This is a genomic window from Mycobacterium vicinigordonae, assembly GCF_013466425.1.
Classification (GTDB): Bacteria; Actinomycetota; Actinomycetes; order Mycobacteriales; family Mycobacteriaceae; genus Mycobacterium; species Mycobacterium vicinigordonae.
The window spans coordinates 4,956,083-4,979,532 of record NZ_CP059165.1 but is presented as its reverse complement, the minus strand read 5'-3'; the positions used below and the strand labels follow the sequence as shown (position 1 = coordinate 4,979,532).

25 protein-coding genes and 1 pseudogene are annotated in these 23,450 nt (G+C 64.8%); 14 read left to right on the top strand and 12 right to left on the bottom strand.

The genetic code is table 11. The annotated features are described in order from the left end of the window. The first annotated feature begins 49 nt into the window (after positions 1–49). The gene (gene ychF, locus H0P51_RS22210) at positions 50–1,120 is read left to right on the top strand and encodes a redox-regulated ATPase YchF (protein ID WP_180915013.1); all 1,071 of its coding nucleotides are present in this window, start codon (positions 50–52) and stop codon (positions 1,118–1,120) included. An 86-nt stretch (positions 1,121–1,206) separates the two neighbouring features. Here ychF and H0P51_RS22205 read toward each other — a convergent pair whose 3' ends face one another. From H0P51_RS22205 to H0P51_RS22195, 3 genes are all read right to left on the bottom strand, one after another. Further along, positions 1,207–1,665, bottom strand: coding sequence for an SRPBCC family protein (locus H0P51_RS22205; RefSeq protein WP_180915012.1), 459 nt, complete (start codon positions 1,663–1,665; stop codon positions 1,207–1,209). A 342-nt stretch (positions 1,666–2,007) separates the two neighbouring features. Continuing rightward, positions 2,008–2,397, bottom strand: a complete 390-nt coding sequence (locus tag H0P51_RS22200) for a DUF732 domain-containing protein (protein ID WP_180915011.1) — start codon at positions 2,395–2,397, stop codon at positions 2,008–2,010. 113 nt (positions 2,398–2,510) lie between these two features. After that, on the bottom strand, positions 2,511–3,077 hold the full coding sequence (locus tag H0P51_RS22195) for a TIGR03086 family metal-binding protein (RefSeq protein ID WP_180915010.1): 567 nt from the start codon (positions 3,075–3,077) through the stop codon (positions 2,511–2,513). Positions 3,078–3,551: 474 nt separating this feature from the next. On the opposite strand from H0P51_RS22195, the gene H0P51_RS22190 reads away from it, so the two are divergent. The 3 genes from H0P51_RS22190 to H0P51_RS22180 all read left to right on the top strand — a co-directional run bounded on the left by H0P51_RS22190 (position 3,552) and on the right by H0P51_RS22180 (position 5,601). Next, positions 3,552–3,905, top strand: coding sequence for a glyoxalase superfamily protein (locus tag H0P51_RS22190; RefSeq protein WP_180915009.1), 354 nt, complete (start codon positions 3,552–3,554; stop codon positions 3,903–3,905). Between the two features lie 306 nt (positions 3,906–4,211). Continuing rightward, positions 4,212–4,802, top strand: coding sequence for a peptidoglycan endopeptidase (locus tag H0P51_RS22185; RefSeq protein ID WP_425488903.1), 591 nt, complete (start codon positions 4,212–4,214; stop codon positions 4,800–4,802). 286 nt (positions 4,803–5,088) lie between these two features. After that, positions 5,089–5,601, top strand: coding sequence for an OsmC family protein (locus H0P51_RS22180; protein WP_180915007.1), 513 nt, complete (start codon positions 5,089–5,091; stop codon positions 5,599–5,601). 52 nt (positions 5,602–5,653) lie between these two features. On the opposite strand, the gene H0P51_RS22175 is transcribed toward H0P51_RS22180, so the two are convergent. Continuing rightward, positions 5,654–6,343, bottom strand: coding sequence for a guanylate cyclase (locus H0P51_RS22175; protein ID WP_180915006.1), 690 nt, complete (start codon positions 6,341–6,343; stop codon positions 5,654–5,656). Positions 6,344–6,382: 39 nt separating this feature from the next. Between H0P51_RS22175 and H0P51_RS22170 the strand changes: the two genes are divergently transcribed. After that, positions 6,383–6,592, top strand: a complete 210-nt coding sequence (locus tag H0P51_RS22170; protein WP_180915005.1) for a hypothetical protein — start codon at positions 6,383–6,385, stop codon at positions 6,590–6,592. On the opposite strand, the gene H0P51_RS22165 is transcribed toward H0P51_RS22170, so the two are convergent. Beyond that, positions 6,544–7,377, bottom strand: coding sequence for an adenylate/guanylate cyclase domain-containing protein (locus H0P51_RS22165; protein WP_180915004.1), 834 nt, complete (start codon positions 7,375–7,377; stop codon positions 6,544–6,546). The genes H0P51_RS22170 and H0P51_RS22165 overlap by 49 nt on opposite strands. A gap of 115 nt (positions 7,378–7,492) precedes the next feature. Between H0P51_RS22165 and gnd the strand changes: the two genes are divergently transcribed. After that, positions 7,493–8,515 (top strand): phosphogluconate dehydrogenase (NAD(+)-dependent, decarboxylating), encoded by a 1,023-nt coding sequence (gene gnd / locus H0P51_RS22160; RefSeq protein ID WP_180915003.1) that lies wholly within the window; start codon positions 7,493–7,495, stop codon positions 8,513–8,515. 119 nt (positions 8,516–8,634) lie between these two features. On the opposite strand, the gene H0P51_RS22155 is transcribed toward gnd, so the two are convergent. From H0P51_RS22155 to H0P51_RS22140, 4 genes and pseudogenes are all read right to left on the bottom strand, one after another. Continuing rightward, positions 8,635–9,483, bottom strand: coding sequence for an alpha/beta fold hydrolase (locus H0P51_RS22155; RefSeq protein ID WP_180915002.1), 849 nt, complete (start codon positions 9,481–9,483; stop codon positions 8,635–8,637). Continuing rightward, entirely contained in the window at positions 9,480–10,118 is a 639-nt protein-coding gene (locus H0P51_RS22150; RefSeq protein WP_180915001.1) for a TetR/AcrR family transcriptional regulator, read from the bottom strand. The genes H0P51_RS22155 and H0P51_RS22150 overlap by 4 nt, the downstream gene beginning before the upstream one ends. A gap of 4 nt (positions 10,119–10,122) precedes the next feature. Beyond that, on the bottom strand, positions 10,123–11,190 hold the full coding sequence (locus tag H0P51_RS22145; protein ID WP_180915000.1) for an NAD(P)H-dependent amine dehydrogenase family protein: 1,068 nt from the start codon (positions 11,188–11,190) through the stop codon (positions 10,123–10,125). A 143-nt stretch (positions 11,191–11,333) separates the two neighbouring features. Further along, a pseudogene (locus H0P51_RS22140) lies at positions 11,334–11,477 on the bottom strand (oxidoreductase); the annotation flags it as partial. Positions 11,478–11,601: 124 nt separating this feature from the next. On the opposite strand from H0P51_RS22140, the gene H0P51_RS22135 reads away from it, so the two are divergent. Next, complete coding sequence (locus tag H0P51_RS22135; RefSeq protein ID WP_180914999.1) at positions 11,602–12,078, top strand: VOC family protein; 477 nt, start codon at positions 11,602–11,604, stop codon at positions 12,076–12,078. 5 nt (positions 12,079–12,083) lie between these two features. On the opposite strand, the gene H0P51_RS22130 is transcribed toward H0P51_RS22135, so the two are convergent. Then, positions 12,084–12,764, bottom strand: a complete 681-nt coding sequence (locus H0P51_RS22130) for a TetR/AcrR family transcriptional regulator (protein WP_246398135.1) — start codon at positions 12,762–12,764, stop codon at positions 12,084–12,086. 154 nt (positions 12,765–12,918) lie between these two features. On the opposite strand from H0P51_RS22130, the gene H0P51_RS22125 reads away from it, so the two are divergent. The 4 genes from H0P51_RS22125 (at position 12,919) to H0P51_RS22110 (ending at position 16,945) form a co-directional block, all read left to right on the top strand. Then, the gene (locus H0P51_RS22125) at positions 12,919–13,821 is read left to right on the top strand and encodes an alpha/beta fold hydrolase (RefSeq protein WP_180914998.1); all 903 of its coding nucleotides are present in this window, start codon (positions 12,919–12,921) and stop codon (positions 13,819–13,821) included. 8 nt (positions 13,822–13,829) lie between these two features. After that, the gene (locus H0P51_RS22120) at positions 13,830–15,059 is read left to right on the top strand and encodes a WS/DGAT domain-containing protein (protein WP_180914997.1); all 1,230 of its coding nucleotides are present in this window, start codon (positions 13,830–13,832) and stop codon (positions 15,057–15,059) included. Positions 15,060–15,107: 48 nt separating this feature from the next. Then, the gene (locus H0P51_RS22115; RefSeq protein WP_180914996.1) at positions 15,108–15,620 is read left to right on the top strand and encodes a DoxX family protein; all 513 of its coding nucleotides are present in this window, start codon (positions 15,108–15,110) and stop codon (positions 15,618–15,620) included. A 158-nt stretch (positions 15,621–15,778) separates the two neighbouring features. Then, on the top strand, positions 15,779–16,945 hold the full coding sequence (locus H0P51_RS22110; RefSeq protein WP_180914995.1) for a PPE family protein: 1,167 nt from the start codon (positions 15,779–15,781) through the stop codon (positions 16,943–16,945). Here the strand turns inward: H0P51_RS22110 and H0P51_RS22105 are convergent. Continuing rightward, positions 16,942–18,294, bottom strand: a complete 1,353-nt coding sequence (locus H0P51_RS22105; protein ID WP_180914994.1) for a flavin monoamine oxidase family protein — start codon at positions 18,292–18,294, stop codon at positions 16,942–16,944. The two genes, H0P51_RS22110 and H0P51_RS22105, sit on opposite strands and share 4 nt — an antisense overlap. A 36-nt stretch (positions 18,295–18,330) precedes the next feature. Beyond that, the gene (locus tag H0P51_RS22100) at positions 18,331–19,767 is read right to left on the bottom strand and encodes a short-chain fatty acyl-CoA regulator family protein (protein WP_180914993.1); all 1,437 of its coding nucleotides are present in this window, start codon (positions 19,765–19,767) and stop codon (positions 18,331–18,333) included. Positions 19,768–19,877: 110 nt separating this feature from the next. Here H0P51_RS22100 and prpD point away from each other — a divergent pair, with 110 nt between their 5' ends. Genes prpD through H0P51_RS22085 form a run of 3 tightly spaced genes read left to right on the top strand, consistent with a single transcriptional unit; the run spans position 19,878 to position 23,430 of the window. Further along, positions 19,878–21,386, top strand: coding sequence for a 2-methylcitrate dehydratase PrpD (gene prpD, locus H0P51_RS22095; RefSeq protein ID WP_180914992.1), 1,509 nt, complete (start codon positions 19,878–19,880; stop codon positions 21,384–21,386). Continuing rightward, complete coding sequence (gene prpB / locus H0P51_RS22090) at positions 21,383–22,300, top strand: methylisocitrate lyase (RefSeq protein WP_180914991.1); 918 nt, start codon at positions 21,383–21,385, stop codon at positions 22,298–22,300. Before prpD ends, prpB begins: the two co-directional genes overlap by 4 nt. Continuing rightward, positions 22,297–23,430 (top strand): bifunctional 2-methylcitrate synthase/citrate synthase, encoded by a 1,134-nt coding sequence (locus tag H0P51_RS22085; RefSeq protein ID WP_180914990.1) that lies wholly within the window; start codon positions 22,297–22,299, stop codon positions 23,428–23,430. Before prpB ends, H0P51_RS22085 begins: the two co-directional genes overlap by 4 nt. Positions 23,431–23,450 lie beyond the last annotated feature (20 nt).

The following is a 23,450-nucleotide window of genomic DNA, read 5'->3' as shown; positions in this document are numbered from 1 at the left end:
TATATAGCCGGGCACTCGCCGTGAGCGTCACCCGTACACTTGGCTTCCCGTGAGCCTGAGCCTGGGAATCGTGGGTTTGCCCAATGTCGGCAAGTCGACCCTCTTCAACGCGTTGACGCGCAACAACGTGGTGGCTGCGAACTACCCGTTCGCGACGATCGAACCGAATGAGGGGGTGGTGTCGCTGCCGGACCCGCGGCTGGACAAACTGGCCGAACTCTTCGGATCCGAGCGCATCGTCCCGGCGCCGGTGACGTTCGTCGACATCGCCGGGCTGGTGCAGGGCGCGTCGGAGGGGGCCGGACTGGGCAACAAGTTCCTGGCCCACATCCGTGAATGCGACGCGATTTGCCAGGTGGTGCGGGTGTTCGCCGACGATGATGTGACGCATGTCTCAGGCAAGGTCGACCCCCGATCCGACATCGAGGTCGTCGAGACCGAACTGATCTTGGCCGACATGCAGACCCTGGAGCGCGCGCTACCCCGACTGGAAAAGGAAGCCCGGACCAACAAGGAACGCAAGCCGGTGTACGACGCGGCCGCGGCCGCGCAGCAGATTCTCGACGGCGGTACGACGCTGTTCGGCGCGGGCATGGACACCTCGCTGTTGCGGGAGCTGAACCTGCTGACTACCAAACCGTTCCTCTATGTTTTCAACGCCGACGAGGCGGTACTGACCGACGCCGCGCGGATCGCCGAGCTGCGTTCGCTGGTCGCACCTGCCGACGCCGTATTCCTGGACGCCGCGATCGAGTCCGAGCTGATCGAACTCGACGACGAGTCCGCCGCGGAGTTGCTGGAGTCGATAGGGCAGGCCGAGCGTGGCCTGGATGCGTTGGCGCGGGCGGGTTTTCACACGCTCAAGCTGCAGACTTATCTGACGGCAGGGCCGAAGGAGGCGCGAGCCTGGGTGATTCACCAGGGCGACACCGCGCCGAAGGCGGCTGGGGTGATCCACACCGACTTCGAGAAGCGCTTCATCAAGGCCGAGATCGTCTCGTTCGACGACCTGGTCGCTGCGGGGTCGATCGCTGCGGCCAAGGCGGCCGGCAAGGTCCGAATGGAAGGCAAGGACTACGTGATGACCGATGGGGACGTGGTCGAGTTCCGACACGGGTAAACATGTCGACTACGGGGGCAACGCTCGAGTCGGGGCCTCGTCACCTGCTCGGCTGGGCCCCTTATCGCTCAGGTTGTGTATGACAGTCAGCGTTTCTCCGACACCCATGCATCGATGTGGGCGGGGAGCCGTGCCAGATGCTTGACCAACGTCCGCTTAAAGGCCATCGACATGACGGCGTCCACCAGTCGGCCGAGTGGTCCGCCCAAAGCCGGGTCGCCGGTCACCCGGAAGGTGTAGCGAGTGCCGCTTGCGACCTCTTCCAGGGTGTCGATGGTGGCGAAGGGGAATCTGGATTCTGTTATCTCCATCTCCATCACGTGGGGGATATCAACCCGGGTGAAGACGCCGGTCCATTTGTTGGTGATGCCGAACGAGCGGCTGACTCCGTGCCATACATCGCCGGGGCCGTATGGAGGCTCCTTGCCGGCATCGACCGAGACGATGCCGGGCAAGATGATGGACAAATGGTCCGGGTCGATGATGTAGTCCCAGACGACTTGCGCTGGGTGGGGGATGACAACCGATGCGGTTACTTGCGGCATAGGCCAAAGTACCGTGGCCCGCGTCAAAGCCGTAGGCGTTGGCGTAAATCCGAGTACCGTCGCACGGTGCTCGTGAAGCCACATTAACGCTGAGTTTGGTCGAATTTCGTTCTCCCGCAACGGCTGTGTAGCTGGGCCACCTCGCTGGAGGTGCCGACCGGCCAGGCCTACGGGACCCGCCGTGCTATGGTGCGCGACCCGTGGGATTACACCTGGCAGATCGCTACCCGACGTCAGTCAGGTGATCGAGATTCGGCGGACCAGCGGTGCGACTGCCTGAGCTGCCCATCCCGCAAGGACGGCATCCGCGAGTGCTCACGGGTGTGCCAGGCCGAACGCCACTTACGCCGATTGAACAGTTGGCGAGGGTGATGTGGGCGCAGCGGGACTAGGGCCGGGTGGCACCTTACTGGGCACCGACGGCGCGGTCAGCGAGCCGTATTGGGGGCAGTAGGCCTGGATCGCCGCGCCGGTGAAGTATGCGGCATTGAGCGCTGGCCAGTTGGTGGCATTGGCGACCTTGGTGACAAGGTCGGCGTTGCTGGTGTTGGGGTCGGTGCTCAGCGAGCCGCAAACCACAGTTTTCGCGACCTGGATGGCTCGATCGGGTGCCCCGTAGTCCATGCCGGAGGTCTTGAGGTTGGTGATGAACGCGTCGTCGGTGGAGTCCGCGTAGGCCGGCGCGGCCAGGCCGACGGCAAAGACGACCAGCGCAATCGCTCTCGTCACCATCTACAGCCCCCTTAATCGCACTCCGAGCGGCCGGTGACCAGCCCCAAGCAGTCCGCGTGATTTCCCTCATCCTAGCCAGCGGGGTCCCCTTCTCGCAGGTCAATGCCGCGCGCTCAGGGTTCGCGGCCGGCAAGGTAGAGGAGCCGACCCTGCGGAGCTGCCCCCGACGGAGGCGGGCCTACCGGCGGCGTGAAGAACGACAAGCGGGGTTCGTTCAGCACCCATTCGATGAAGTCCAGCGCGAACTCGACCAGTGCGTCGTCGAGTCGCTCGTCGAACCCAATCGCACGGGAGATGTCCCAGATGTGGATGGCGGTGTCGAACGCGACGAGACCGACCGCGTCGCGGGCGGGAAGCGGAACCCGGTAGGCCACAACGGTATTGAGGTCCGCCAGGGAGCCGATCGCGTCATCCAGTGCGTTGGTACCCCGCTGCCACGCCGCAATGTGGTCGGTCCCGAGCCAGTCGTCTTCCCGCGTCGCGATGAACTGCTCGCGGCTGCCGCCCCGAAGGATCCGCGCGATGCGGTGATGCAGACCCACGACGTGATTCACCAATTGCCGCAAGTTCCATTCGGGGCACGTAGTGGTGTTGTTCCACTGGGCCATGTTGATGGCTTTCAGCCGGGGTGTCAGCTGCGACCGCGCAGTCTCCAAGGCATCGAGTGCTGAGTCCGTCATGGATTCAGTCTCCTCCTCCCGCATGCCGATGGCGGCCGGGCTATGCCGAAAGAGGCTGTTGTGTACCCGCATTGGAGGTGTCCGCGAGGTTGGAATCGAGCGGTATCCTAGGGTGCGTCGGCGGGAGAATGCACATGGTGAAAATGCTCGCAGGCACTGTGTTGGCGGGTGCTGGGCTGTTCGTCGCGCCGCTCGCGCATGCCGATCGGACTGTGACGGCCAGCCAGGCCTGCAGCGAAGCCATACCGGGGTCGATACCCGTGCAACTCACCTTTGAGCTGTCGTGTCAGGACCCTGAGGTGTGGAAGAGGCAGGGGACCGTCCCAGGGACCGAACCAATGCCGGTGTTAATGTCGCGGATCTTTCCCGGTTCATATCGCGTCAACCCCGCCAACCGGTGGTCGGACTGGGTGATCCCATCGTGATGGCCAGCCGCGCTGGCGCAGCGCTGAGCGGCTAGAGTGAGGAGATCGATTGCACGCCAAGAGGATTACGGCCAATCTGCGGGTGCGTGACATCGCTGAGTCCAAGGAGTTCTACGCGGGCTTTCTCGGGCTAAGCGACGAAGAGTTCAACTTGGGTTGGGTGGCTAGGATGACCTCTCCCGACAGCGGGGTCAGTGTTCAGTTGGTGACGCGAGACGCCACGTCGGTTGCGGATTCTGTTATTTCAGTCCATACCGACGACGTCGAGAGCGCCTATCGGGAGGCCCAGGAACTGGGTTACGAGATTGTGCATCCGCTCACCACGGAGTCCTGGGGAGTTCGCCGCTTTCTGGTGCGGGCTCCCGATGGCAACGTGGTCAACGTCGTCCACCACCCCGACTGATCGAAGGAGCCGGCGCTCGGCAACCCTGTCGATGTGACCGATATCACGCATCGGTACACCGCTACGCGGCCGGGCGTCGGTCTGACCATTGATTATTGGCCGATCCTGTGGTTGATGTGACCAATGGTTTAATTGCTAGCATAAACTTGCGCATGCTGTTAGCCCAGTTGAAGAGCCAAAAATGAGTGGTAGCGTAATTTGCTAACTATTGCCATTAGTCCCACTGACCACATCTGTGTCGGTTTATAGATTGCATCGTGACATACCTGCTGTATGTGAAATGGTCCCGCCATTCTTTAAATGCCCGTGACGAGCACCACAAATTTTGATTTCCAATGCATATTGTGGGTAGCGTCCCGCCTCATGATTGCTCTTGCGACGCTTATGGCACTGGTTAATCAGGTGTCCGGTACGCCCTATATTCCGGGTGGGGATTCACCCGCTGGCACCGACTGCTCGGGACTGGCTTCTTGGGTCGCGAATGCGGCCAGCGACCGCCCGATATTCGGTAGCCGGTTCAACACCGGCAACGAAGAGGCCGCACTGCTTGCCCGCGGCTTCCAGCACGGCACGGCTCCCAACGCGCTGGTGATCGGGTGGAACGGCGGGCACACCGCGGTGACGCTGCCCGACGGAACCCCGGTTTCCAGCGGCGAGGGCGGCGGTGTACGGATCGGCGGGGCCGGCGCATACCAGCCCGGATTCACCCATCACATGTTCCTGCCGGTCGATGACCTGCCCGAAGGCGACCTCCTCGCCCCAGATGCCCCCGCCGTACTGGTTGACGCGGTAGGACCCGATCCCGCTCCGCCGGCCCCGGAAGCGGTCGAGGTGCCGGCGCCCGACCTGGTACCGGAGCCGGCACCAGTCGGTGAGCCGGAAATGGCGAACTCCTAACGCACTGCACGCGAAGTGATCAACACGACAAGTCCGTCGCGCGACCTGGATCACATTCATTGTGGATATTCGCAGCTACGCCCGTGTTGCGTATTTGTGGCGTGAGTCACAATGCGCCACGGGTGTGGCTTATGTCTACGTCGCCATTTATTTCACACCTTAAAGGGAGAAGGCGGATTCTATTTCATCGCTATATTCCCGCAGCGCTTATTCGCCAATAATAGAATTGCGCTCAGGCTGATCCGGACGCTCGATCCCAGCCGCGCCGCTTTCGTAGGATGACCGCGTGACAACATCGACCAGCCAGCTCGGCGCCGTCATCGCGGCCACGCAGGATGCCGTCGCCCAGAATCGGGTCAACGCCCAGGTCGTCTTCCGGGCCGCCGCCACCGCCCACGACGCGGTGGCCAGCACGATCAGTCTCGGCCAGTACCAGGTCGAGGTCGACGAGCCGCCGGCCTTGGGCGGGGAATCCAAGGCCCCTAACCCCGTCGAGTATTACCTAGCATCACTGCTGTCGTGCCAGATCGTCACCTGGCGATTCTGGGCCGAGAAGCTTGGCATCGCGGTCGACGAGATCACCGCGCAAGCCGAAGGCGATCTCGACGTCCAGGGCTTCTTCGGGTTCGACGACAGTGTGCGCGCCGGGTTTCAGGAGGTCCGGGTGCTCATTACCGTGACGGGGCCGGAAACCGCGCAGCGCTACCGCGAACTGCAGGAAGCGGTCGATGCGCACTGCCCAGTACTCGATCTGACCCGCAACGCCACTTCGGTTCTCACCCGCCTGGAGCTTGCCTGACACGGCGAACAGCGCATTTGCCCCGCAACCGGCACGCGCGCCGCGAGTGGCACTAGGCGATGACCGCGATCTCCTTGCCCAGCTGATATCCCGGTGCCAATGGCAAACTGTCGCCGCTCCAGAACTTGCCCGGGTCGAACCAGTTGGTGTCCTTGTCCGTGACCAGCAACCCCATCTCCTCGTAGGTGATGGCGACCGTCTCCGCGCAGTACGCAGTGGCGATGCTCATCTTGCGCTCTTCGCGGCGTCGCTCGGTCTTCTCGCTAATTTTCTTGTCCAACAACGGGATTCCCCGAACCCAGTCGTTGAGCGTGGGCAAGCGTCCGCGCAGCCAACGGCCGGTCAGTCGCGCGGTGGTGGGGAACGCGGTGCCGTCCATGCGGGCAATCACCCGCAGCAGCTCGTTCTCCTGCTTGCGGTCCGCGTAGGGCGTCAGCTGGCGAATCCAGCAACGCTGGTGGTAGCGCTCGGTCCACTGCAGGAAGACTTGGCGCGCATCGTTGAGCTGGACCCCGCGATGGTTGCTGCCGGTCCACATGTCGACCAGCTTGTCGCCCAGTTCGGCGTGCCAGATCAGCGGCGGCAGGTCATCGATGGCCACGGTCATACCGACGTGGTTCACCGGAGCGTTGGTCAGCGTCTGGATGGCGCGGTCCGGCCGGGAACCGCCCCGGAACAGCCACAGGTCGCCGGTGCGCGTCTCGGTCAGCGCTTGGTCCAAGGTCAGCGTGTTGGAGTCCACCAGAGCACTCTAAGAGACGACAGCCGATAGCCTTTGCTGATGCGCAACATCTGGAAGTGGGTTGGGCTGGCCGGTGTCGCAGGCGTCGTCGCCGGTGGCGCCCTGGTGGTGCGCGACCAACGCAAACGCCGTGCCTATACGCCCGACGAGATCCGGGCCAGATTGCACCAGCGGTTGGCCGAATCCGACACCGAAGGGTTTCAGTCCCGATCCGGCTCGGGTTCGGCCTCGACGGCGTACAACCGGTAACTGCCGGAGAACCCCTTCAGCTCGACCTCGCGGCCCTCGTCGAAGGCGATGTCGTCGCAGCCGCTGACCGCGTCCCGGACCGGTTCGCTGACCAGGATCTCACCGCCGACGGCTTGGGCGGCGACCCGCGCGGCCATCGCGACGTTGCGCCCGAACAAGTCGTCGCCTCGGCGCACCGAACGCCCCATGTGAATGCCGATCCGGACCCGAATCTCGTGGTGCCGCCTGCGTTTTGCGTCCTTCGCCAGTGCGTGTTGCACATCCAGGCCGCACCGCACCGCCTGCTCGGCACGCGCGAAGGCGACCATAAACCCGTCGCCCTGGCTCTTGACCACATGCCCCGAGTGCTGCTTCACCCGCTGTTGCACCAGCTTGTCGTGCGCCCCGATGAGCTTGACCCAGGCTCGGTCGCCGATGCGCTCGTTGAGGGAGGTGGAGTCCTCGATGTCGGAGAACAGAATCACCACTCGTCCGTCCGGGGTGACCCGGGCCAAGTCGGGCCGCTCCACCTCGGCCCAGTCCGCCAGGTCCTCGATCGAGCTGCGTACCGCCGCACCGAAACCTTCTTTACGCACGATGTTTGCGGTGTTCCACACCGTTTTAACGGCCTCGCGGCCACCGGACCACAGGCGGTTGCGGACGTCCGCCCGCTGCTGCAGTTCCTCGACCTCTCGGCGGCTGCGGGTGAGTAGCTGCCACAGCACGACCAGGCCACCGGCCTCGAGTAGCGCGACCCCGGCCAGGGCGTACAGCGCGATCTGCAGCACGTCACCCACGGGCACCATCCTGTCAGGTCGCTTGCGGGTGATTGGCTTCGCCTTGTCGGGTCAATACCCAGTGTCTAGGGTTGGCTTCGACTGCCCGGACCGTGCGCACGCGACGTTGAGGAGACGAAAAACTATGCAGCTAGGCATGATCGGTCTGGGCCGGATGGGCGCCAACATTGTGCGCCGCGTCGTCGCCGGCGGACATCAATGCGTGGTGTACGACCACAGCTCCGACGCGGTCGAGGCGATGGCCGGGGACGACAACATCACCGGCGTCACCTCGCTGGCGGAATTGCGCGACAAGCTCGATGCTCCGCGTCTGGTCTGGGTGATGGTGCCGGCCGGCAGCATCACTACCGGCGTGATCGAAGAACTCGCCGGCACGCTCGAGTCCGGCGACATTGTGATCGACGGCGGCAACTCCTACTACCGTGACGACCTGAAACACGCAAAGTTGTTGGATGAGAAGGGTATTCGGCTCTTAGATGTGGGCACCAGCGGTGGAGTGTGGGGCCGCGAGCGCGGATACTGCCTGATGATCGGCGGCGATCAGGACGCGTTCGAGTACGCAGAGCCGATCTTCGCCACGATCGCCCCCGGCGTGGATGCCGCGCCACGGACGCCGGGCCGAGAAGGCGCCATCGACCAGGCCGAGAACGGTTACCTGTACTGCGGCCAGTCCGGGGCCGGACACTTCGTCAAGATGGTGCACAACGGGATCGAATACGGCATGATGGCTTCGCTCGCTGAGGGGCTGAACATCCTGCGCAACGCCGATATCGGTAAACGGATCGAAGAGGGCGACGCCGAGACGGCTCCGCTGTCCAATCCCGAGTGCTACCAATACGATTTCGACATCGCCGAGGTCGCCGAGGTGTGGCGGCGCGGCAGCGTGATCGGCTCGTGGCTATTGGATCTGACCGCGATCGCATTGCACGAATCGCCCACGCTCAAGGAATTCTCCGGCCGGGTCTCGGACTCCGGGGAAGGCCGGTGGACCTCTATCGCGGCAATTGACGAGGGGGTGCCAGCGCCGGTGCTGACAACGGCGCTGCAATCGCGGTTCGCCTCGCGCGACCTCGACGACTTCGCGAACAAGGCTTTGTCGGCGATGCGCAAGCAATTCGGTGGCCATGCGGAGAAACCGGCGAACTAGGGCCGCCCGGACGGCGCGGGCGCCGACCTCACCCCCGGCCAGCCCCACCCAGCCGAAAGTGAATCCTGCCACGCATTTTCGGCGTGTCGCGTCGTCGAATTCACACTCGGCGCGATGCTTCACTCGCGCTCGACGAATGCCACCACCACGTCGCTGAATGCGTCGTTGTCGTCGCCCGCCGCGGTGTGTCCGGCGTTGGTCAGTTCGACAAACTCCGCTCGGGGCACCTGTGTCAGGAAGTGCTCGACGCCCTCGGGGCTGACCACGTCGGACAGCTTGCCTCGTATCAGCAACACCGGGATGGTCAGGTTGGTGGCGGCCTGCTCGAAGCCCTCGGTGCGCAGTTCCGGATCGTCGCCGGGCTTGGTCATAAATGCCGGATCCCAATGCCAGTGCCAGCGCCCGTCGCGCAGTCGCAGGTTCTTCTTGAGTCCCTCGGGACTGCGCGGTCTGGTGCGGTGCGGCAGGTAGGCGGCCACCGCGTCGGCGGCCTGTTCCAGGGTTTCGAAGCCGTCGATGTTGGTCATCATGAAATCCCGGATACGGGCACTGCCGTCCTTCTCGAATCGCGGCACCACGTCGACGAGCACCAGCTTGGTGACCTTTTCCGGCCCGGCCCGATCTGCAACGAGGATCCCGGTCAGCCCGCCCATGCTGGCCCCGATGATCACCACCGACCGGCCGATCGCATTCAGGACGTGCAGCACGTCGGCAGCCAGGGTCTCCACGTCGTAGTCGGCGTCGGGTGAGCGGTCGCTGTCGCCGTGTCCGCGGGTATCGATCGCGACTACGTGGTAGCCGTCGTCGGCCAGGATCTGCCCGGTGTTCTTCCAGGAGAACCGATTCTGGCCACCGCCGTGCAGCATCAGGATAGTGGGCCGATCGGAGCCGCTGCCGCGGTTCCACTCGTCGGCGATCAGGGTGAGCCCGTCGACCCCGGAGAATTCGACTGTCTGGGGGCTGCTCATAGGTTGAGTCTCTCTTTCGGTTCGAGTTGTTGCCCGGCCAGGTATGCACGAATGACTTCGACGAGCATCGCGCGGTCGCGGGTGCTGTCCAAGGGGCGGGGCCAGGTCAGCTGTAATGCCGCCAGGCCGCGGACAGTGGCCCAGATGAGGTTGCCCAACCGGCTTGCCTGCGCCGGGTCGATGCCGGCGCCAAGGTGCTCGCCGATCTCGCTCATCCGCGCCGACATGGCGGCCAGATGGGCGTTGGCCGTCGCGGTGCGGGCGCCGCGGGTAGCGATCAGGATTTCCAGGGCGGCCATCGAGGTGGGGCTGGAGATGCCGCGCCATACCGATTCGACGACGAACGCCGGCCGATCCTCGGGTGGTATCCGTGCGGCCTGGCCGGGCAGTGCGTCGAGCGTCTCGAGCAGCTCGGCGAACCCCTTGTCCGCCACTGCCATTAGAATGCCATCCAAATCGCCGAAGTGGTATTGCACCACGCCCCAGGTCAATCCGGCTCGTTCGGTGATCTGACGCATGCTCGGTGGTGCGAATCCCTCTTTCAGGATGTAGCGAACCGTTTCGTCGATGACGGCTTGGCGACTTCGCTCGGCACGCGCCTGTCCGCCGCCGGGGGGTCTGCGTGGTGCGGTCATTGGTTCACCACATCACGCCGCGCAGATGATCGAGCGGCCGTAGGTCGTGGGCGGCCAGGACTCCGCGCGGCGCGGCACAGACCGCCTCGATCACATTGACAACCCTTGCGGCCGTAGCGATTACACCGCCCTCGTTGTGGTCGCCACTACCATCCAAGTGAGTGTTGATTTCGACGCCCGGGCTGCCTTCCACCACCACACGGTGCACGCCGAGCCGACCATCTGGGGGATAGGCCCAGTAGGGCGCGGTCTGCGGACCGAGCCTGTTGACGTGTTCCATGGTGATGACGACTTCGCCGTCACGCAATCCCTCGACGCCGAACCGGACGGCGGCGACCTGTCCCGGGTCGACGTGCATCATCACGCAGTCAATCGGCTCGGGTGTCACCCATTTCTCGCAGCGTTCCCGAATCTCGTCAAGTTCCACGCCCAGGTCTTGAGCCAGGCTACGCACCTGCGCACCCCACATCGACGCGAGCACCCCGGGCCGGAAGATGACCGGCGTGTGCTCCGGCTCAGTGCCGAAACCGAAACTGACGCCCGTGAATTCGGCATCGTCGTAGCTGGCGTAGTCGCAGATCTCCTGCACGGCGATGCGAGTGGCGCGCTCGGCCAGGCTCAGCGCGGTGTAGGCCAAGGTGTCGCCCGAGAAGCCGGGGTCAACACCGTTGATGTAGAGCGTGGCGTCACCTTCGGCGCACGCCTGCAGCAGCGGCTCGCGCAGCCAGCCGTCGGCTTGGTCGGGCGCCACCATCCACACGAACGAGGACCCGACCACATTGGTGCCGGCGCGCAGAAACCGAGTGATCTCTGAAATCGCTTCTTTGGGCCGGGTTTCGGCCTGTGAGGTGTAGACGACGCAGTCGGCATGCAGCGCGGCGAGCGCCTCGACGTCGTCGGTTGCCGTCACCCCGGTCGGCTCGCGAAGGCCGCACAGTTCGGCGGCGTCGCGCCCAACTTTGCCGGGGCTGGATGCATGTACCCCGACCAATTCGAGGTCCGGCCGCTCGATCAGCATGCGCAGGGCGTGCCGGCCGACGTTGCCGGTGGAGTACTGCACGACTCGCGTCATGTCGGCGTGGTTTGGATCGGCCGTAGGGGCGCGCTCATCTCGGCCCGCCGTAATGGGACCTTGGCGAAGTGCTCGGTACCAGTGGGGTCGTCGGCGTTGAGCACGAACGCTCGGAAGTTGTCGGTGATGGTCGGTCCTAGCGCCTCAGACTCGACCCCGGGTAGGGCGTCCAGCGGCGAACGGGAGCAGCCGGTCACGGTGGCTCCGGCACGCAAAAGTTCGTGTCCGATACCCAGGCCGACACCGTGGCCGGTGCCGGTGGCGATGGCGACTTTGCCGTCCAGCACCCGCCGTGACTCCACCGACAGATAATTACACCTGTAATCTTTTTCGGCAAGCCGCGCGATGAGTTTTGACGGGTACCCGAGTCAATTCAAGGGAACGAATTTCCCAATGACCAGGAGTCGCAATATGCCAGCGATCACGCCCTCACTGTGGTTTGACCAGAACCTCGAAGAGGCCGCCGAGTTCTACGTTTCGGTGTTCCCGAACTCGCACATCGAGAGTTTCAGCCGCACCACGGAGGCGGGTCCAGGGGAACCGGGTTCGGTCTTGTACGGCAGCTTCGTGCTGGACGGCACCCGGTTCATCGGGCTCAACGGCGGCCCGATGTTCAGTTTCGACGAGGCGGTGTCCTTCACGGTGCACTGCAAGGATCAGGACGAGGTTGACTATTACTGGGACCGGCTGATCGAAGGCGGCGGCGAGGAGTCAGAGTGCGGCTGGCTCAAGGACCGCTTCGGCCTGAGCTGGCAGATCGTGCCGGACCGGCTCTGGGAGTTGGTCGGCGACCCGGACCCGGCTCGCGCCGCGGCGGCCACCGCCGCGATGCACGGCATGAGCAAGATCATCGTCGCCGATCTGGAGAAGGCGGCCGCGCAGGTGTGACCCGCTCATAGGGTCAGGCGGTCCATCCATTCGATCGCCGCGTCGATGATGGGCTGTACCTCGGATTGGTCGTCGCACTCGGTCACCATCATCGAGGATTCCGTCACGGTGGTGATCAGCAGCCGACCGAGCAGGCGGTCGCTGGGTGAGGATTCAAGCTGCAGGAACGCCATCCAACTGCGGCACGCAGACTCCATGCGGTTGCGCCTAATGAGTTCGAACCCCGGTGGCGTGTCCCCGGATGCCAACACCACGGCGGCGCGCCGGTTCTCCCACATTGCGTGCAGGAAAGCCTGAACCGTTAGTTCGAACACCTGCCGTCGACCGGGGCGACGGGGTGCGGCCTCCCGCAGTGCTGCTTCGATACGGCGGACGACAGCGTCGGTCAACTGCTCGAAGATGGCCAGGAACAGCTCGCTCTTGCCGCCGAAGTGGTGGTAGATGCTGCCGATGCTGCCGCCGGACGCACTCACCACGTCGGCGATGGTCGCCGTGGTGAATCCTTTCTCCGCGAACACGTCGGTGGCTGCGTCGAGGATACGGCGCTGGGTCGCGCTGGTCTTGGCCCAACGCCTCTGCGGCGAGGTGCCTTTTGATGTCGACCGAACCCCAGGATGCTGGCCGCCGGACCCCGTCTCCGGTGGTAGCGCGGCGAACATCATCGATGCTCGTTCCTCTATACCCATGCCAATAGCGTGCCGGGGCGGTGGGGTGAAGTCTGTCGACCGAGCGGCTAGTTCGCGGATGAATTCCGTGTCCGCCGATTGACAGGCTTCTTGTCCCCCTACTGTCCGGTTACGTTGGACGGTGCGGGCGAGAAAACGGTGAACAGGAGTCGAGTTGTCTGAACCACGCTGGGTTGACGTGAAGAGCCCCAATGGCGACTTGAAGGCCCTCACCTGGGGGCCCGTCGACGCACCGATTGCCTTGTGCCTGCACGGCTTTCCCGACACCGCGTACGGGTGGCGCAAAATGGCGCCACTGCTGGCCGAGGCCGGCTGGCGCGTGGTGGCGCCGTTCATGCGCGGTTACGCCCCTTCGGCGCTTCCCGTCGACGGCAGCTACCACGTCGGTGCGTTGATGCACGACGCCCTGCGGGTGCGAGCGGCCGCAGGCGGCTCCGAACGCGATGTGGTGATCGGTCATGATTGGGGGGCCATGGCGGCGGCGGGACTGGCCGCGGTACCCAATAGCCCGTTCGACAAGGCGGTGATCATGTCCGTCCCGCCTGCCGGGGCGTTCCGGCCGTTCGGACACTTGCCGAACCGAGCCCGCCTGCTCCGCGAAGTACCGCCTCAGCTGCTGCGGAGCTGGTATATCAGCTATTTTCAGTTGCCGTGGTTGCCGGAGCGGTCGGCGTCCTGGGTGCTGCCGCTGCTATGGCGGCGGTGGTCGCCGGGCTACCGCGCCGACGAGGATCTGCGCCATGTTGACGCCGCGATCGGTACCCCGGAGAGCTGGCGCGCGGCGCTGGGCCCCTACCGCGCCACGATCCGCAACACCGAACCGCCGCCGGAGTATGCCGAATTGCACCGGCACTGGACATCGACACCGAAGTTACCGAGCCTGTATTTGCACGGCCACGACGACGGTTGCATGACAGCAGCTTTCGCGCGGTGGGTCGAGCCGGCATTGCCTGCCGGCAGCGAGGTGGAAATTGTCGCCAACGCCGGCCACTTCCTGCAGCTTGAACAGCCGGACAAGGTTTGTGAGCTGGTGCTGGACTTCGTCGGTCCGCCATGAGGCACCGGATGGCGGCCGTCGACGCGCAGTTCTACTGGATGTCGGCCAAAGTCCCCAACGACGAGTTCCTGTTGTACGTGTTCGACGGCGAACCCGCCGATCTCGACGATGTCCTCGAGCAGGTTCGGCGGCGCGCCGCAGACTGCCCGGATTGGGCGACGCGCGTGCAAGACGGCTGTGCGATTAGGTATCCGCGGTGGGTGCCTGCCGCCATCGGACCCGAATGGCTGGTCCGCCACGAGTTGACCGACGGTAGTTGGCGCGGCTGCCTGAATGCGGTTTCCGTGCTGGCCGACAGTCAGCTGGATCAGTGCGCTATGCCCTGGCGGTTGCACGTGTTCACTTCGGTGCGTGACATTCCGAGCCTCAACGGCCCTGGCACGGTTGTCGTCCTGCAGGCCGCGCACGCACTGGGTGACGGACGCCGGCTTTCGGCGATGACGGCGTGGCTGTTGGGCCGGCAGACCCTTGCGCCGCAGGTGCCTCGGTCACGGTCAGGCCTGAGGCCGTGGCGTGCGGTCCACGCGGTCCAGACCTACCGGCAACTCGTGGCCGATACCGAAGCCGGGCTGCTGCCGATGGGCGTGGGATCACGACCGCCGCTGGCCACCAACACCCGTCCACAGGGGGTGCGTTCGCTGCGCACGCTGGTTCGCCGCCGATCGGAGCTGCCGTGCGCCACGGTCACCGTCGGGGCGCTGGCGGCGGTGTCCACAGCGCTGGCGGAGCTGATCGGTGCGAATGCCGAATCCCTGGCAGCGGAAGTTCCGATGGCCAAACCCGGCGCGCCGCTTGGCTATAACCACTTCGGCAATGTAGCCGTCGGGTTGTATCCGTACCTCGGCCGCACCGAACGGATGCAGCGGATCGCCACCGATCTGGCTAATGCCCGGCTACGAATGGCGCATCCGGCCGGGCGGGCTGGCGATCGGGCGTTCGCCACCGTTCCTGCCGCGTTATTGCGTTGGGGTGTATCACAATTCGATGTCGATGTGCGGCCGGCGCAGGTGACCGGCAACACCGTGGTGTCCAGCGTGCATCGGGGTGCCGCTGACCTGAGTTTTGGGGGAGCCCCGGTGGTTTTCACCGCCGGCTACCCGTCGTTGTCGCCGGCGATGGGGCTCACCCACGGTGTGCACGGCATCGGTGACACCATCGCGATCAGTGTGCATGCGGCCGAGTCGGCCGTACCCGATGTGGATCACTACCTGCGACTGCTGGACGCGGCGCTGAAATAGCAGTGGGGTTGAATTCGCGAAGAAATCGCATGATCTAGTTTTGACGTTATGGCTGCCATCGATGTCGGTTTACTGATCCTGCGGCTGGTACTCGGTCTGACCTTGGCCGCGCACGGCTTGAACAAATTCTTCGGCGGCGGGCGAATAGCTGGCACCGCCGGCTGGTTCGAGAGCATCGGCATGAAGCCCGGGAAGTTCCACGCCACGGTCGCCGCCACCACCGAGACCGCGGCCGGCCTGGGCTTGGCTGCCGGGCTGCTCACGCCGATCCCGGCGGCGGGTTTCGTGTCGTTGATGATCGTTGCGGCGTGGACTGTGCACCGCCACAACGGCTTCTTCATCGTCAAGGAGGGCTGGGAATACAACCTGGTGCTGGCCTTGTGCGCGGTCGCGGTCGCGACGCTGGGCCCGGGTCAGCTCAGCCTGGATCGGCTGATCTTCGGCAACGGCCTTTGGTTCACCGGATGGCCCGGCTTGGCGATCTCGCTGGGTCTGGGGCTTGCCGGCGCCATCGGGCAGCTGCTGATTTTCTATCGGCCGCCGGCCAAACAGGCCTCTTAAGGCCCGATTTCGCCGGGATCCGCCCGGCTTCCGAGGAGCTTGGGCAATGCTGGGAATCAGCTGAATCCCGCCCGCCCGGTGCGCTTGCCCGCCAGGGTTAGCTGCGAAAGGGCCTGTTTGTTGGCGCCGTTGACGCGGCTGGTGGGTTGGGGTTGTTGATGATTTTGGATTTTGCGTGGTTGCCGCCGGAGATTAATTCGGCGCGGATTTTTGCTGGTGCGGGGTCGGGTCCGTTGCATGTGGCGGCGGCGGCTTGGGAGAGTTTGGCGGCGGATTTGTCGGCGTCGGCGAGTTCGTTTGATTCGGTGATTGTGGGGTTGGCGGGTGGGCCGTGGTCGGGTCCGGCGTCGGCGTCGATGGTGGCTGCGGCGACTCCGTATGTGGGGTGGTTGAGTGCGGCGGCGGCGCAGGCGGGGGCGGCGGCGGGTCAGGCGCGGGCGGCGGCGTCGTCGTTTGAGGCGGCGTTGACGGCGACGGTGCATCCGTTGGCGGTGGAGGCTAATCGGGTGTCGTTGGCGACGTTGGTGGCGACGAATTTTTTGGGGTTGAATACGCCGGCGATTTTTGCGACTGAGTTCGATTATGTGGAGATGTGGGCTCAGGATGTGGCGGCGATGCTGGGGTATCACTCGGGTGCGACGGCGGTGGCGGAGAGTTTGATGCCGTTCAGCATGCCGCCGGTGGATTTGGCGGGTTTGGTTGCCACGGTCAACGGCAATGTTGCCGGGCTGGCTACTTCGGCTACCGCCGCACTGAGCCCGGTTGCGATGGGGGCGACGTCACTGATGTCTGGGGTGCAGTCGGCAGTCTCGGGGGCGCCCGTCTCGATGCTGATGTCGGTCGCCGAGGTAGGGGCTTACCCGGCCAGCATGATGATGGGTCCGCTGATGCAGCTCGGCCAGACGGCCAACGCCGGCACCGCCGGATTGGCCGGTGCGGAAGCTGGATTAGTCGACGCTCCGAAAATCGTGGGCAACACCGCGCCGGTTGCCAGTGGCCTCGGCATGGGTGCGGGGATGTCGGGGAGTCTGGGCCAGGCGCGGTTGGTCGGCGCGCTGTCCGTGCCGCCGACCTGGGAAGGTGCGATGCCGAAAGGCATGACGACTTCGGCGATGCATGGTTTGGGGGCGCTGCCCAGCTCCGCCGCGGTGGCCCCGGCGGTCGGGGCGCCCACTGGCGGTGGCATGCCGATGATGCCGATGCCCATGGGTGCGGGTGCCGGCGCAGGCGCCGGGATGCCCGGCGGCGCGTTGGGCCGGGGGGGTGCCAGTCCACACGTGACGCAGAATCGACCCAGCGTAATTCCCCGGACGGGAATTGGTTAAGTCTGCGCAGCGACCACTTCCGCGACGGCCCGCTCTCCGGAGCGGATCGCGCCGTCGACCCAGCCGCACATCACGGCCGAGGTTTCAGTCCCGGCCCAATGGACCCGCCCGCACGGCACCCGCAGGGTGCGGCCGAACTCGGTCAGCACACCGGTGCCGGTGTGGCTGATCATTCCGCCGCCGGAATAACGTTCCAGCGTCCAGTCCTGCAGATGGAATTCCACTGGCGCACTGGCCTTTTCGCCGAACCGGCGGACGAGTTCGCCGATGATCAGTGCCCGTCGCCCGGCTGGGTCGAGCTGCAGTAACCGGCGCGCGGCATGACCTTCGGTGATGGCGCACATGATTCCCGGACTCCCGGAGTCGGTGCACGCGTCGATGCTCAGCGTCACCGGCGTGCCCGGCGCGGCGGACTGCCCGGATAAGCCGTCGGCTCGCCAGAACGGCTCGTCGTATATGACCGAGGTCTTGATCACCGCACCGCTGGGCATCCGCTGGTGCAGCATCGCCCGGTCCACCGGAAGCGCCGGCTCGTAGACGATGGAGGTGGCGATCGCCATCGGAATCGCCACGATGGCCCGTCGCGCGCGCACCGTCAGCCCGTCGGCGCTCACCGTTACACCGTCCGCGTCTTGAGTGATCTGGCGCACCGGCCGCGACAAGTGCAGCGCTTCCCCCAGCGCGGTGACCATAGGTCGATAGATCGCACCCATCCCGCCGACCGGGCGGGCGTCCTGTGAGCCGCCCCTGCCTGAGATAACGAAGGTGGGCCCGCCGCCGGAGGACATCTGCAGCAGCATCCATAGCATCGACACCTCAGCCGAGGTCGAGGTGTAGGTGCCGCCCAAAGCCAAGTCCAGCATCTCGCGGGCCACTCTGGATGCAACATTGCGTTCCAGCCAGTCGCCGATGCTCATCCGGTCCCACTCCGCGGCATTCGTTGCTTCCCAAGGGTTTTCCCGCGGTATCGTCTTGCACATCTGCTCCACTGCCTTCAGCGCCAGGCCGAGATTGGCTACGGCCCACGGACTCATGGTCCAGGGCAGCATCCCCCCATACCGATGCTTCTTGCCGTCGACGATCATCATGGCGTCGCCGTCGTTGTGCTGCTTGTATTCCGGGACACCGAATTCGGCCATCAGTGCGTAGATCCGGTCCTGGCCCGGCCCCACCCAGGCGCCGCCCCGGTCGATCCACACCCCGTCGTCACGCGTCACTGTGAACGTGCGGCCGCCGACGCGATCACGGGCTTCCAGCAGAGCCACCGAGTGACCCGCCTGCTTCAACCGCAACGCGGCCGTCAGGCCCGCGAACCCGGCCCCGACTACGCAATAGTCGACGTCCGTCATGTCCGACTCCTCAGTAGCCCGACGATCCCGCACTGATCATGCCGGTTGGCGCGGTCCAATCGCAGGCGGATAGGGAAGATCGGTACTGGTGTGCGGGTCGACGTGCACCGGATGACCGAGGTAGGGGAAAGCGCGCTGCGAGCAGGCGGGCCGGGCACAGATCTTGCAGCCGGCACCGATCGGCACCATGGCCTCCGGGTCGGTCAGGTCGACCCCGACGGAATAGATCAGCTTCTCGGCGTGGGCCAAGTCGCACCCGAGCCCGATGGCGAACCTCTTGTCCGGGCCCAGGTAGCGGCTGGGTTCGCTGGTGGTGGTGCGAGCGACCCAGAAATAGGTGCGCTCGTCGGGCATCTGGGCGACTTGCGTGAGGAACTGACCGGGTCGGGAGAACGCGTGATGCACCACCCACAGCGGGCAGTTACCTCCGACGCGGGAGAAGTGAAAAGCTGTGGCGGACTGGCGTTTCGAGATGTTTCCCGCGCTATCGGCGCGGACCAGGATAAACGGGACCCCGCGCGCGTTCGGGCGTTGCAGGGTGGACAGCCGATGGCAGATTGTCTCGAACCCAACCTCGAATTGCCTTGCCAGCGAGTCGATGTCGTAGCGTGCGCTTTCGGCGGCAGCCAGGAACCGCCGGTACGGCAGCAACAACGCGCCGGCGAAATAATTAGCCAGGCCGATGCGCGCCACATTTCGCGCGTCGTCACTGAGCTGGTCGTCTGCGGCGATCAGGCCGGTGATTAGCTCCGCCTGGGTGAGCAGCGCGATCTGGGTGGCGAGTTGGAAGGCCCGTTGCCCGGGATGCAGCCACCGCGCAACGTACAAAGCTCTGGACTTGGGCTCAAAGAGACGCTTGGAGTTGGGCTGCAGTGCCTGGCCGTCATCGATCACGACGTTCACGCCGAGCTTGTCGTCCAGCAATCCGGCCAGTTGGCCGTCGAGGCCCCCGATCCGCAAACGGTTCCGGTCGAATAGCTCCTCGGCTGCCAGGTCCAGTTCGCCGATGTAGTTCTTGCGGTCATAGAAGAAGTCGCGAACTTCCTCGAAGGGCATCGGCTGCTGCGGGGCCGACTGGCTCTCGACGCTGGCGCGACTGTGTAGGGCCTCCAGGTCGGCGGTGGCGTCGTGCAGCCGGCGGTGCAGATTGACCAGCGTTTGGCCGACGGCTGGCATGCGGGCGACGAGCTCTTCGATCTGCGCGGCGGTCGCGGGCCCTTCAGCGAGCACCTCGCTGAGGTCGGAGACCAGGCGCGCATCCGAATCCGGCGCGAAATATTGCGTCGGCAGGTCAAAACGTTCGGTGAGAGTGAGCAGCACCGCCACGGTGATGGGGCGTTGATCATTTTCCAGCTGGTTGACGTAGCTGGTGGAAAGTCCAAGGGCGCGCGCCAGCGCCACCTGGGTCAACCCATGTTCTTCGCGTAACCGCCGCAACCTCGCACCGGCGAAAGTCTTCGCCACCTTCGACACGGTACCGGGGACCCCTTTCGCAAAGTTCGCAAAAATGGTGGATCAAGGACACAAAATTACGCCGTTGCAACGCATTTACGCCAGTGTCGAGGCTGCGTACGGTGCGAGATATGCGTAATCACGACGTTCGAGCCCGGCGCAGCGCCGACGACTTTCCCCGTGCCCAGCACCTGGCCTGGAAGATCGCCGAGGTAGCCGCAGACCCAGTGGCGGTGCCGGCGGACACCGAGGCGATGGTGATCAACCGCATTATCGACAACGCTGCGGTATCGGCGGCCTCGGTGCTCCGCCGTCCGGTCGCCGTCGCCCGCGCGCAGGCACTGGCACACCCGGTATCGGTCAAGGGCGCCAAGGTTTTCGGCGTGACAGGCGACTACTCGCCCGAATGGGCGGCTTGGGCCAACGGCGTCGCGGTTCGCGAATTGGATTTCCACGACACCTTTTTGGCGGCGGAATACTCCCACCCAGGCGACAACATCCCGCCCCTGGTTGCCGTCGCCCAGCACCTCGCGCTTTCGGGCGCGGACTTGATTCGCGGCCTGGCTACCGCCTACGAAGTCCAGATCGACTTGGTCAAGGGAATCTGCCTGCACGAGCACAAGATCGACCATGTCGCGCATCTGGGTCCATCGGTCGCCGCGGGCCTGGGCACCATGCTGCGCCTGGACAAGGAGACCATCTACAACGCGATCGGGCAGGCGCTGCACCTGACTACGTCAACCCGACAGTCGCGCAAGGGCCTGATCTCGAGCTGGAAAGCCTTCGCCCCCGCCTGGGCCGGCAAGGTCGGCATCGAAGCCGTCGACCGCGCCATGCGCGGCGAGGGCGCCCCCGCGCCCATCTGGGAGGGTGAGGACGGTGTGATCGCCTGGCTGCTGTCCGGACCCGAGCACACCTATCAGGTGCCGTTGCCCGAACCGGGCGAGCCCAAGCGCGCGATCCTGGATAGCTACACCAAGGAGCACTCCGCGGAGTACCAGAGTCAAGCGCTGATCGACCTTGCCCGCCGGCTGCGCGAACGGATCGGGAACCTGGATCAGATCGCCTCGATTGTGCTGCACACCAGCCACCACACCCACTACGTAATCGGAACCGGTGCGGGCGACCCCCAGAAGATGGACCCGGACGCGTCGCGGGAAACGCTCGACCACTCGGTGATGTACATCTTCGCGGTCGCCCTGCAGGACGGCACCTGGCATCACGAACGCTCCTACACACCACAGCGGGCGCACCGACCCGACACCGTCGAGTTGTGGCACAAGATCTCCACCCGCGAAGATCCGGAATGGACCCGTCGTTACCACTCGACCGACCCTGCGGAGAAGGCCTTCGGCGCTCGCGCCGAGATCACCCTGAAGAGCGGTGAGGCGATCGTCGACGAGATCGCCGTCGCCGATGCGCACCCGTTGGGTGCCAGACCCTTTGAGCGCAAGCAGTACGCGGCCAAATTCACCGAGCTGGCCGAAGGCGTGCTCGATGAGGCCGAGCAGCAGCGGTTCCTGGGGGTGGTCGAAGACCTTTCCGCGTTGGAGCCCGGAGCTCTCGGTGCCCTCAACCCGGTGATCGCACCTCAGGTGCTGGCCAAGGCGCCGAGCATTCCGGCGGGGATCTTCGGATGAGCGGGCTGATCGGCAGCGAGGTGCCCGCTGCCCAGAAGCGTGCCAAGTTCCGCAGAGCACTGGAAAGTGGTCGGCTGCAGCGATTCCCGGGGGCATTCTCACCTCTGGTTGCCAAGCTGGTCGCCGAACTGCGATTCGACGGGGTATACGTGTCCGGGGCGGTGCTCTCGGCGGACCTCGGCTTGCCGGACATCGGGCTGACCACGTTGACCGAGGTGGGTGCGCGCGGTGCGCAAGTAGCCGGTGCAACCGACCTACCCACTCTGATCGACGCCGACACTGGGTTCGGCGAGCCGATGAGCGCCGCGCGCACCGTGACCGTGCTGGAGGATGCGGGATTGGCGGGGTGTCATCTAGAAGACCAGGTCAACCCCAAGCGCTGTGGACATCTTGATGGCAAAGCGGTGGTGTCGACCGGCGAGATGGTCAAGCGATTGAGGGCCGCCGTATCTGCAAGGCGTGACCCGAATTTCATCATCTGTGCCCGCACCGACGCCGCCGGTATCGAAGGAATACCCGCAGCGATCGACCGGGCCAAGGCCTATGCCGACGCCGGCGCCGACCTGATCTTCACCGAGGCTCTGCATACACCCACCGACTTCGAACAATTCCGCGATGCCGTTGACACGCCGTTGCTGGCGAACATGACGGAATTCGGAAAGTCGGAGTTGCTGACGGCCGCACAGCTTTCCGATATCGGCTACAACCTGGTGATTTACCCGGTGACCACGTTGCGACTGGCGATGCACGCCGTCGAGATCGGTCTGCGGGAAATCGCAGACACCGGAACACAATCCGGTGTGCTGGACCGGATGCAGCCGCGCAGTCGCCTCTATGAGCTGCTGCGCTACTCCGACTACAACCAATTCGATTCCGACATCTACAACTTCACCCTGCAAGGAGTCACGTCATGAGCAGCATCCAAGAGGGACCACGGATTTTCAAAGGGCTGGCCGGCGTCGTGGTGGACACCACCGCCATTTCCAAGGTGGTGCCAGAGACCAACTCCCTGACCTACCGCGGCTACGCGGTCCAGGATCTGGCCGTGAACTGCAGCTTCGAGCAGGTGGCGTATCTGCTATGGCACGGTGAGCTGCCCAACGATCAGCAGCTGGCCCTGTTCACCCAACGGGAACGCGCCAACCGCCGGTTGAACCGGTCCATGCTGTCGCTGATCGCCAAGCAGCCCGACACCTGCCATCCGATGGATGTGGTGCGCACCGTGATCAGCTACCTGGGCGCCGAAGACGCCGAAGAAGAGGACAGCAGCGTGGAGGCGAATTACGCCAAGTCGCTGCGCATGTATGCGGTGCTGCCCACCATCGTCGCCGCCGACATGCGCCGCCGGCGCGGCCTGGAACCCATTGCGCCTCACAGCCATATGAGCTACGCGCAGAACTTCCTGCACATGTGCTTCGGCGATGTGCCCGAGCAGGTGATCGTGGACGCCTTCGAGCAGTCCATGGTGCTCTACGCCGAACACAGCTTCAATGCGTCCACCTTCGCCGCTCGGGTGGTCACGTCCACCCAGTCCGACATCTACAGCGCGGTTACCGCTGCGATCGGTGCACTCAAGGGTCCGCTGCACGGTGGGGCCAATGAAGCGGTGATGCATGACATGCTCGAAATCGGCACGGCCGACCGGGCCTCGGAGTGGCTGCGGGGCAAAATCTCCCGCAAGGAGAAGATCATGGGCTTTGGCCACCGCGTTTACAAGAACGGCGACTCTCGGGTGCCGACCATGAAGAAGGCTCTGGAACGTGTTGCCGCGGCGCGTGACGGCCAGCGGTGGCTGGACATCTACAACAACCTGGAGCAGGGCATGGCGGCCGCCAACGGGATCAAGCCCAACCTGGACTTTCCGACTGGGCCGGCCTATTACTTGATGGGATTCGACATCGGTTGCTTCACACCGATTTTCGTGATGAGCCGGATCACCGGGTGGACTGCCCACATCATCGAGCAGACCGCTTCGAACGCGCTGATTCGTCCGCTGAGCGAGTACGTCGGACCGCCGCAACGTGCGCTCACGCCGACCCGCTGATCGAATGGCCAGTGACCACT

Bases quoted from the DNA above. Each gene is read 5' to 3' on its own strand.
- prpB (WP_180914991.1), top strand. From the start codon at position 21,383: ATGAGCGGGCTGATCGGCAGCGAGGTGCCCGCTGCCCAGAAGCGTGCC.
- H0P51_RS22165 (WP_180915004.1), bottom strand. From the start codon at position 7,377: ATGGTGCCCGTGGGTGACGTGCTGCAGATCGCGCTGTACGCCCTGGCC.
- H0P51_RS22155 (WP_180915002.1), bottom strand. From the start codon at position 9,483: ATGAGCAGCCCCCAGACAGTCGAATTCTCCGGGGTCGACGGGCTCACC.
- H0P51_RS22195 (WP_180915010.1), bottom strand. From the start codon at position 3,077: ATGACGGACTCAGCACTCGATGCCTTGGAGACTGCGCGGTCGCAGCTG.
- H0P51_RS22105 (WP_180914994.1), bottom strand. From the start codon at position 18,294: ATGACGGACGTCGACTATTGCGTAGTCGGGGCCGGGTTCGCGGGCCTG.
- prpD (WP_180914992.1), top strand. From the start codon at position 19,878: ATGCGTAATCACGACGTTCGAGCCCGGCGCAGCGCCGACGACTTTCCC.
- H0P51_RS22130 (WP_246398135.1), bottom strand. From the start codon at position 12,764: ATGGGTATAGAGGAACGAGCATCGATGATGTTCGCCGCGCTACCACCG.
- H0P51_RS22115 (WP_180914996.1), top strand. From the start codon at position 15,108: ATGGCTGCCATCGATGTCGGTTTACTGATCCTGCGGCTGGTACTCGGT.
- gnd (WP_180915003.1), top strand. From the start codon at position 7,493: ATGCAGCTAGGCATGATCGGTCTGGGCCGGATGGGCGCCAACATTGTG.
- H0P51_RS22205 (WP_180915012.1), bottom strand. From the start codon at position 1,665: ATGCCGCAAGTAACCGCATCGGTTGTCATCCCCCACCCAGCGCAAGTC.
- H0P51_RS22120 (WP_180914997.1), top strand. From the start codon at position 13,830: ATGGCGGCCGTCGACGCGCAGTTCTACTGGATGTCGGCCAAAGTCCCC.
- H0P51_RS22170 (WP_180915005.1), top strand. From the start codon at position 6,383: ATGCGCAACATCTGGAAGTGGGTTGGGCTGGCCGGTGTCGCAGGCGTC.
- H0P51_RS22200 (WP_180915011.1), bottom strand. From the start codon at position 2,397: ATGGTGACGAGAGCGATTGCGCTGGTCGTCTTTGCCGTCGGCCTGGCC.
- H0P51_RS22110 (WP_180914995.1), top strand. From the start codon at position 15,779: ATGATTTTGGATTTTGCGTGGTTGCCGCCGGAGATTAATTCGGCGCGG.
- H0P51_RS22145 (WP_180915000.1), bottom strand. From the start codon at position 11,190: ATGACGCGAGTCGTGCAGTACTCCACCGGCAACGTCGGCCGGCACGCC.
- H0P51_RS22135 (WP_180914999.1), top strand. From the start codon at position 11,602: ATGCCAGCGATCACGCCCTCACTGTGGTTTGACCAGAACCTCGAAGAG.
- H0P51_RS22085 (WP_180914990.1), top strand. From the start codon at position 22,297: ATGAGCAGCATCCAAGAGGGACCACGGATTTTCAAAGGGCTGGCCGGC.
- H0P51_RS22150 (WP_180915001.1), bottom strand. From the start codon at position 10,118: ATGACCGCACCACGCAGACCCCCCGGCGGCGGACAGGCGCGTGCCGAG.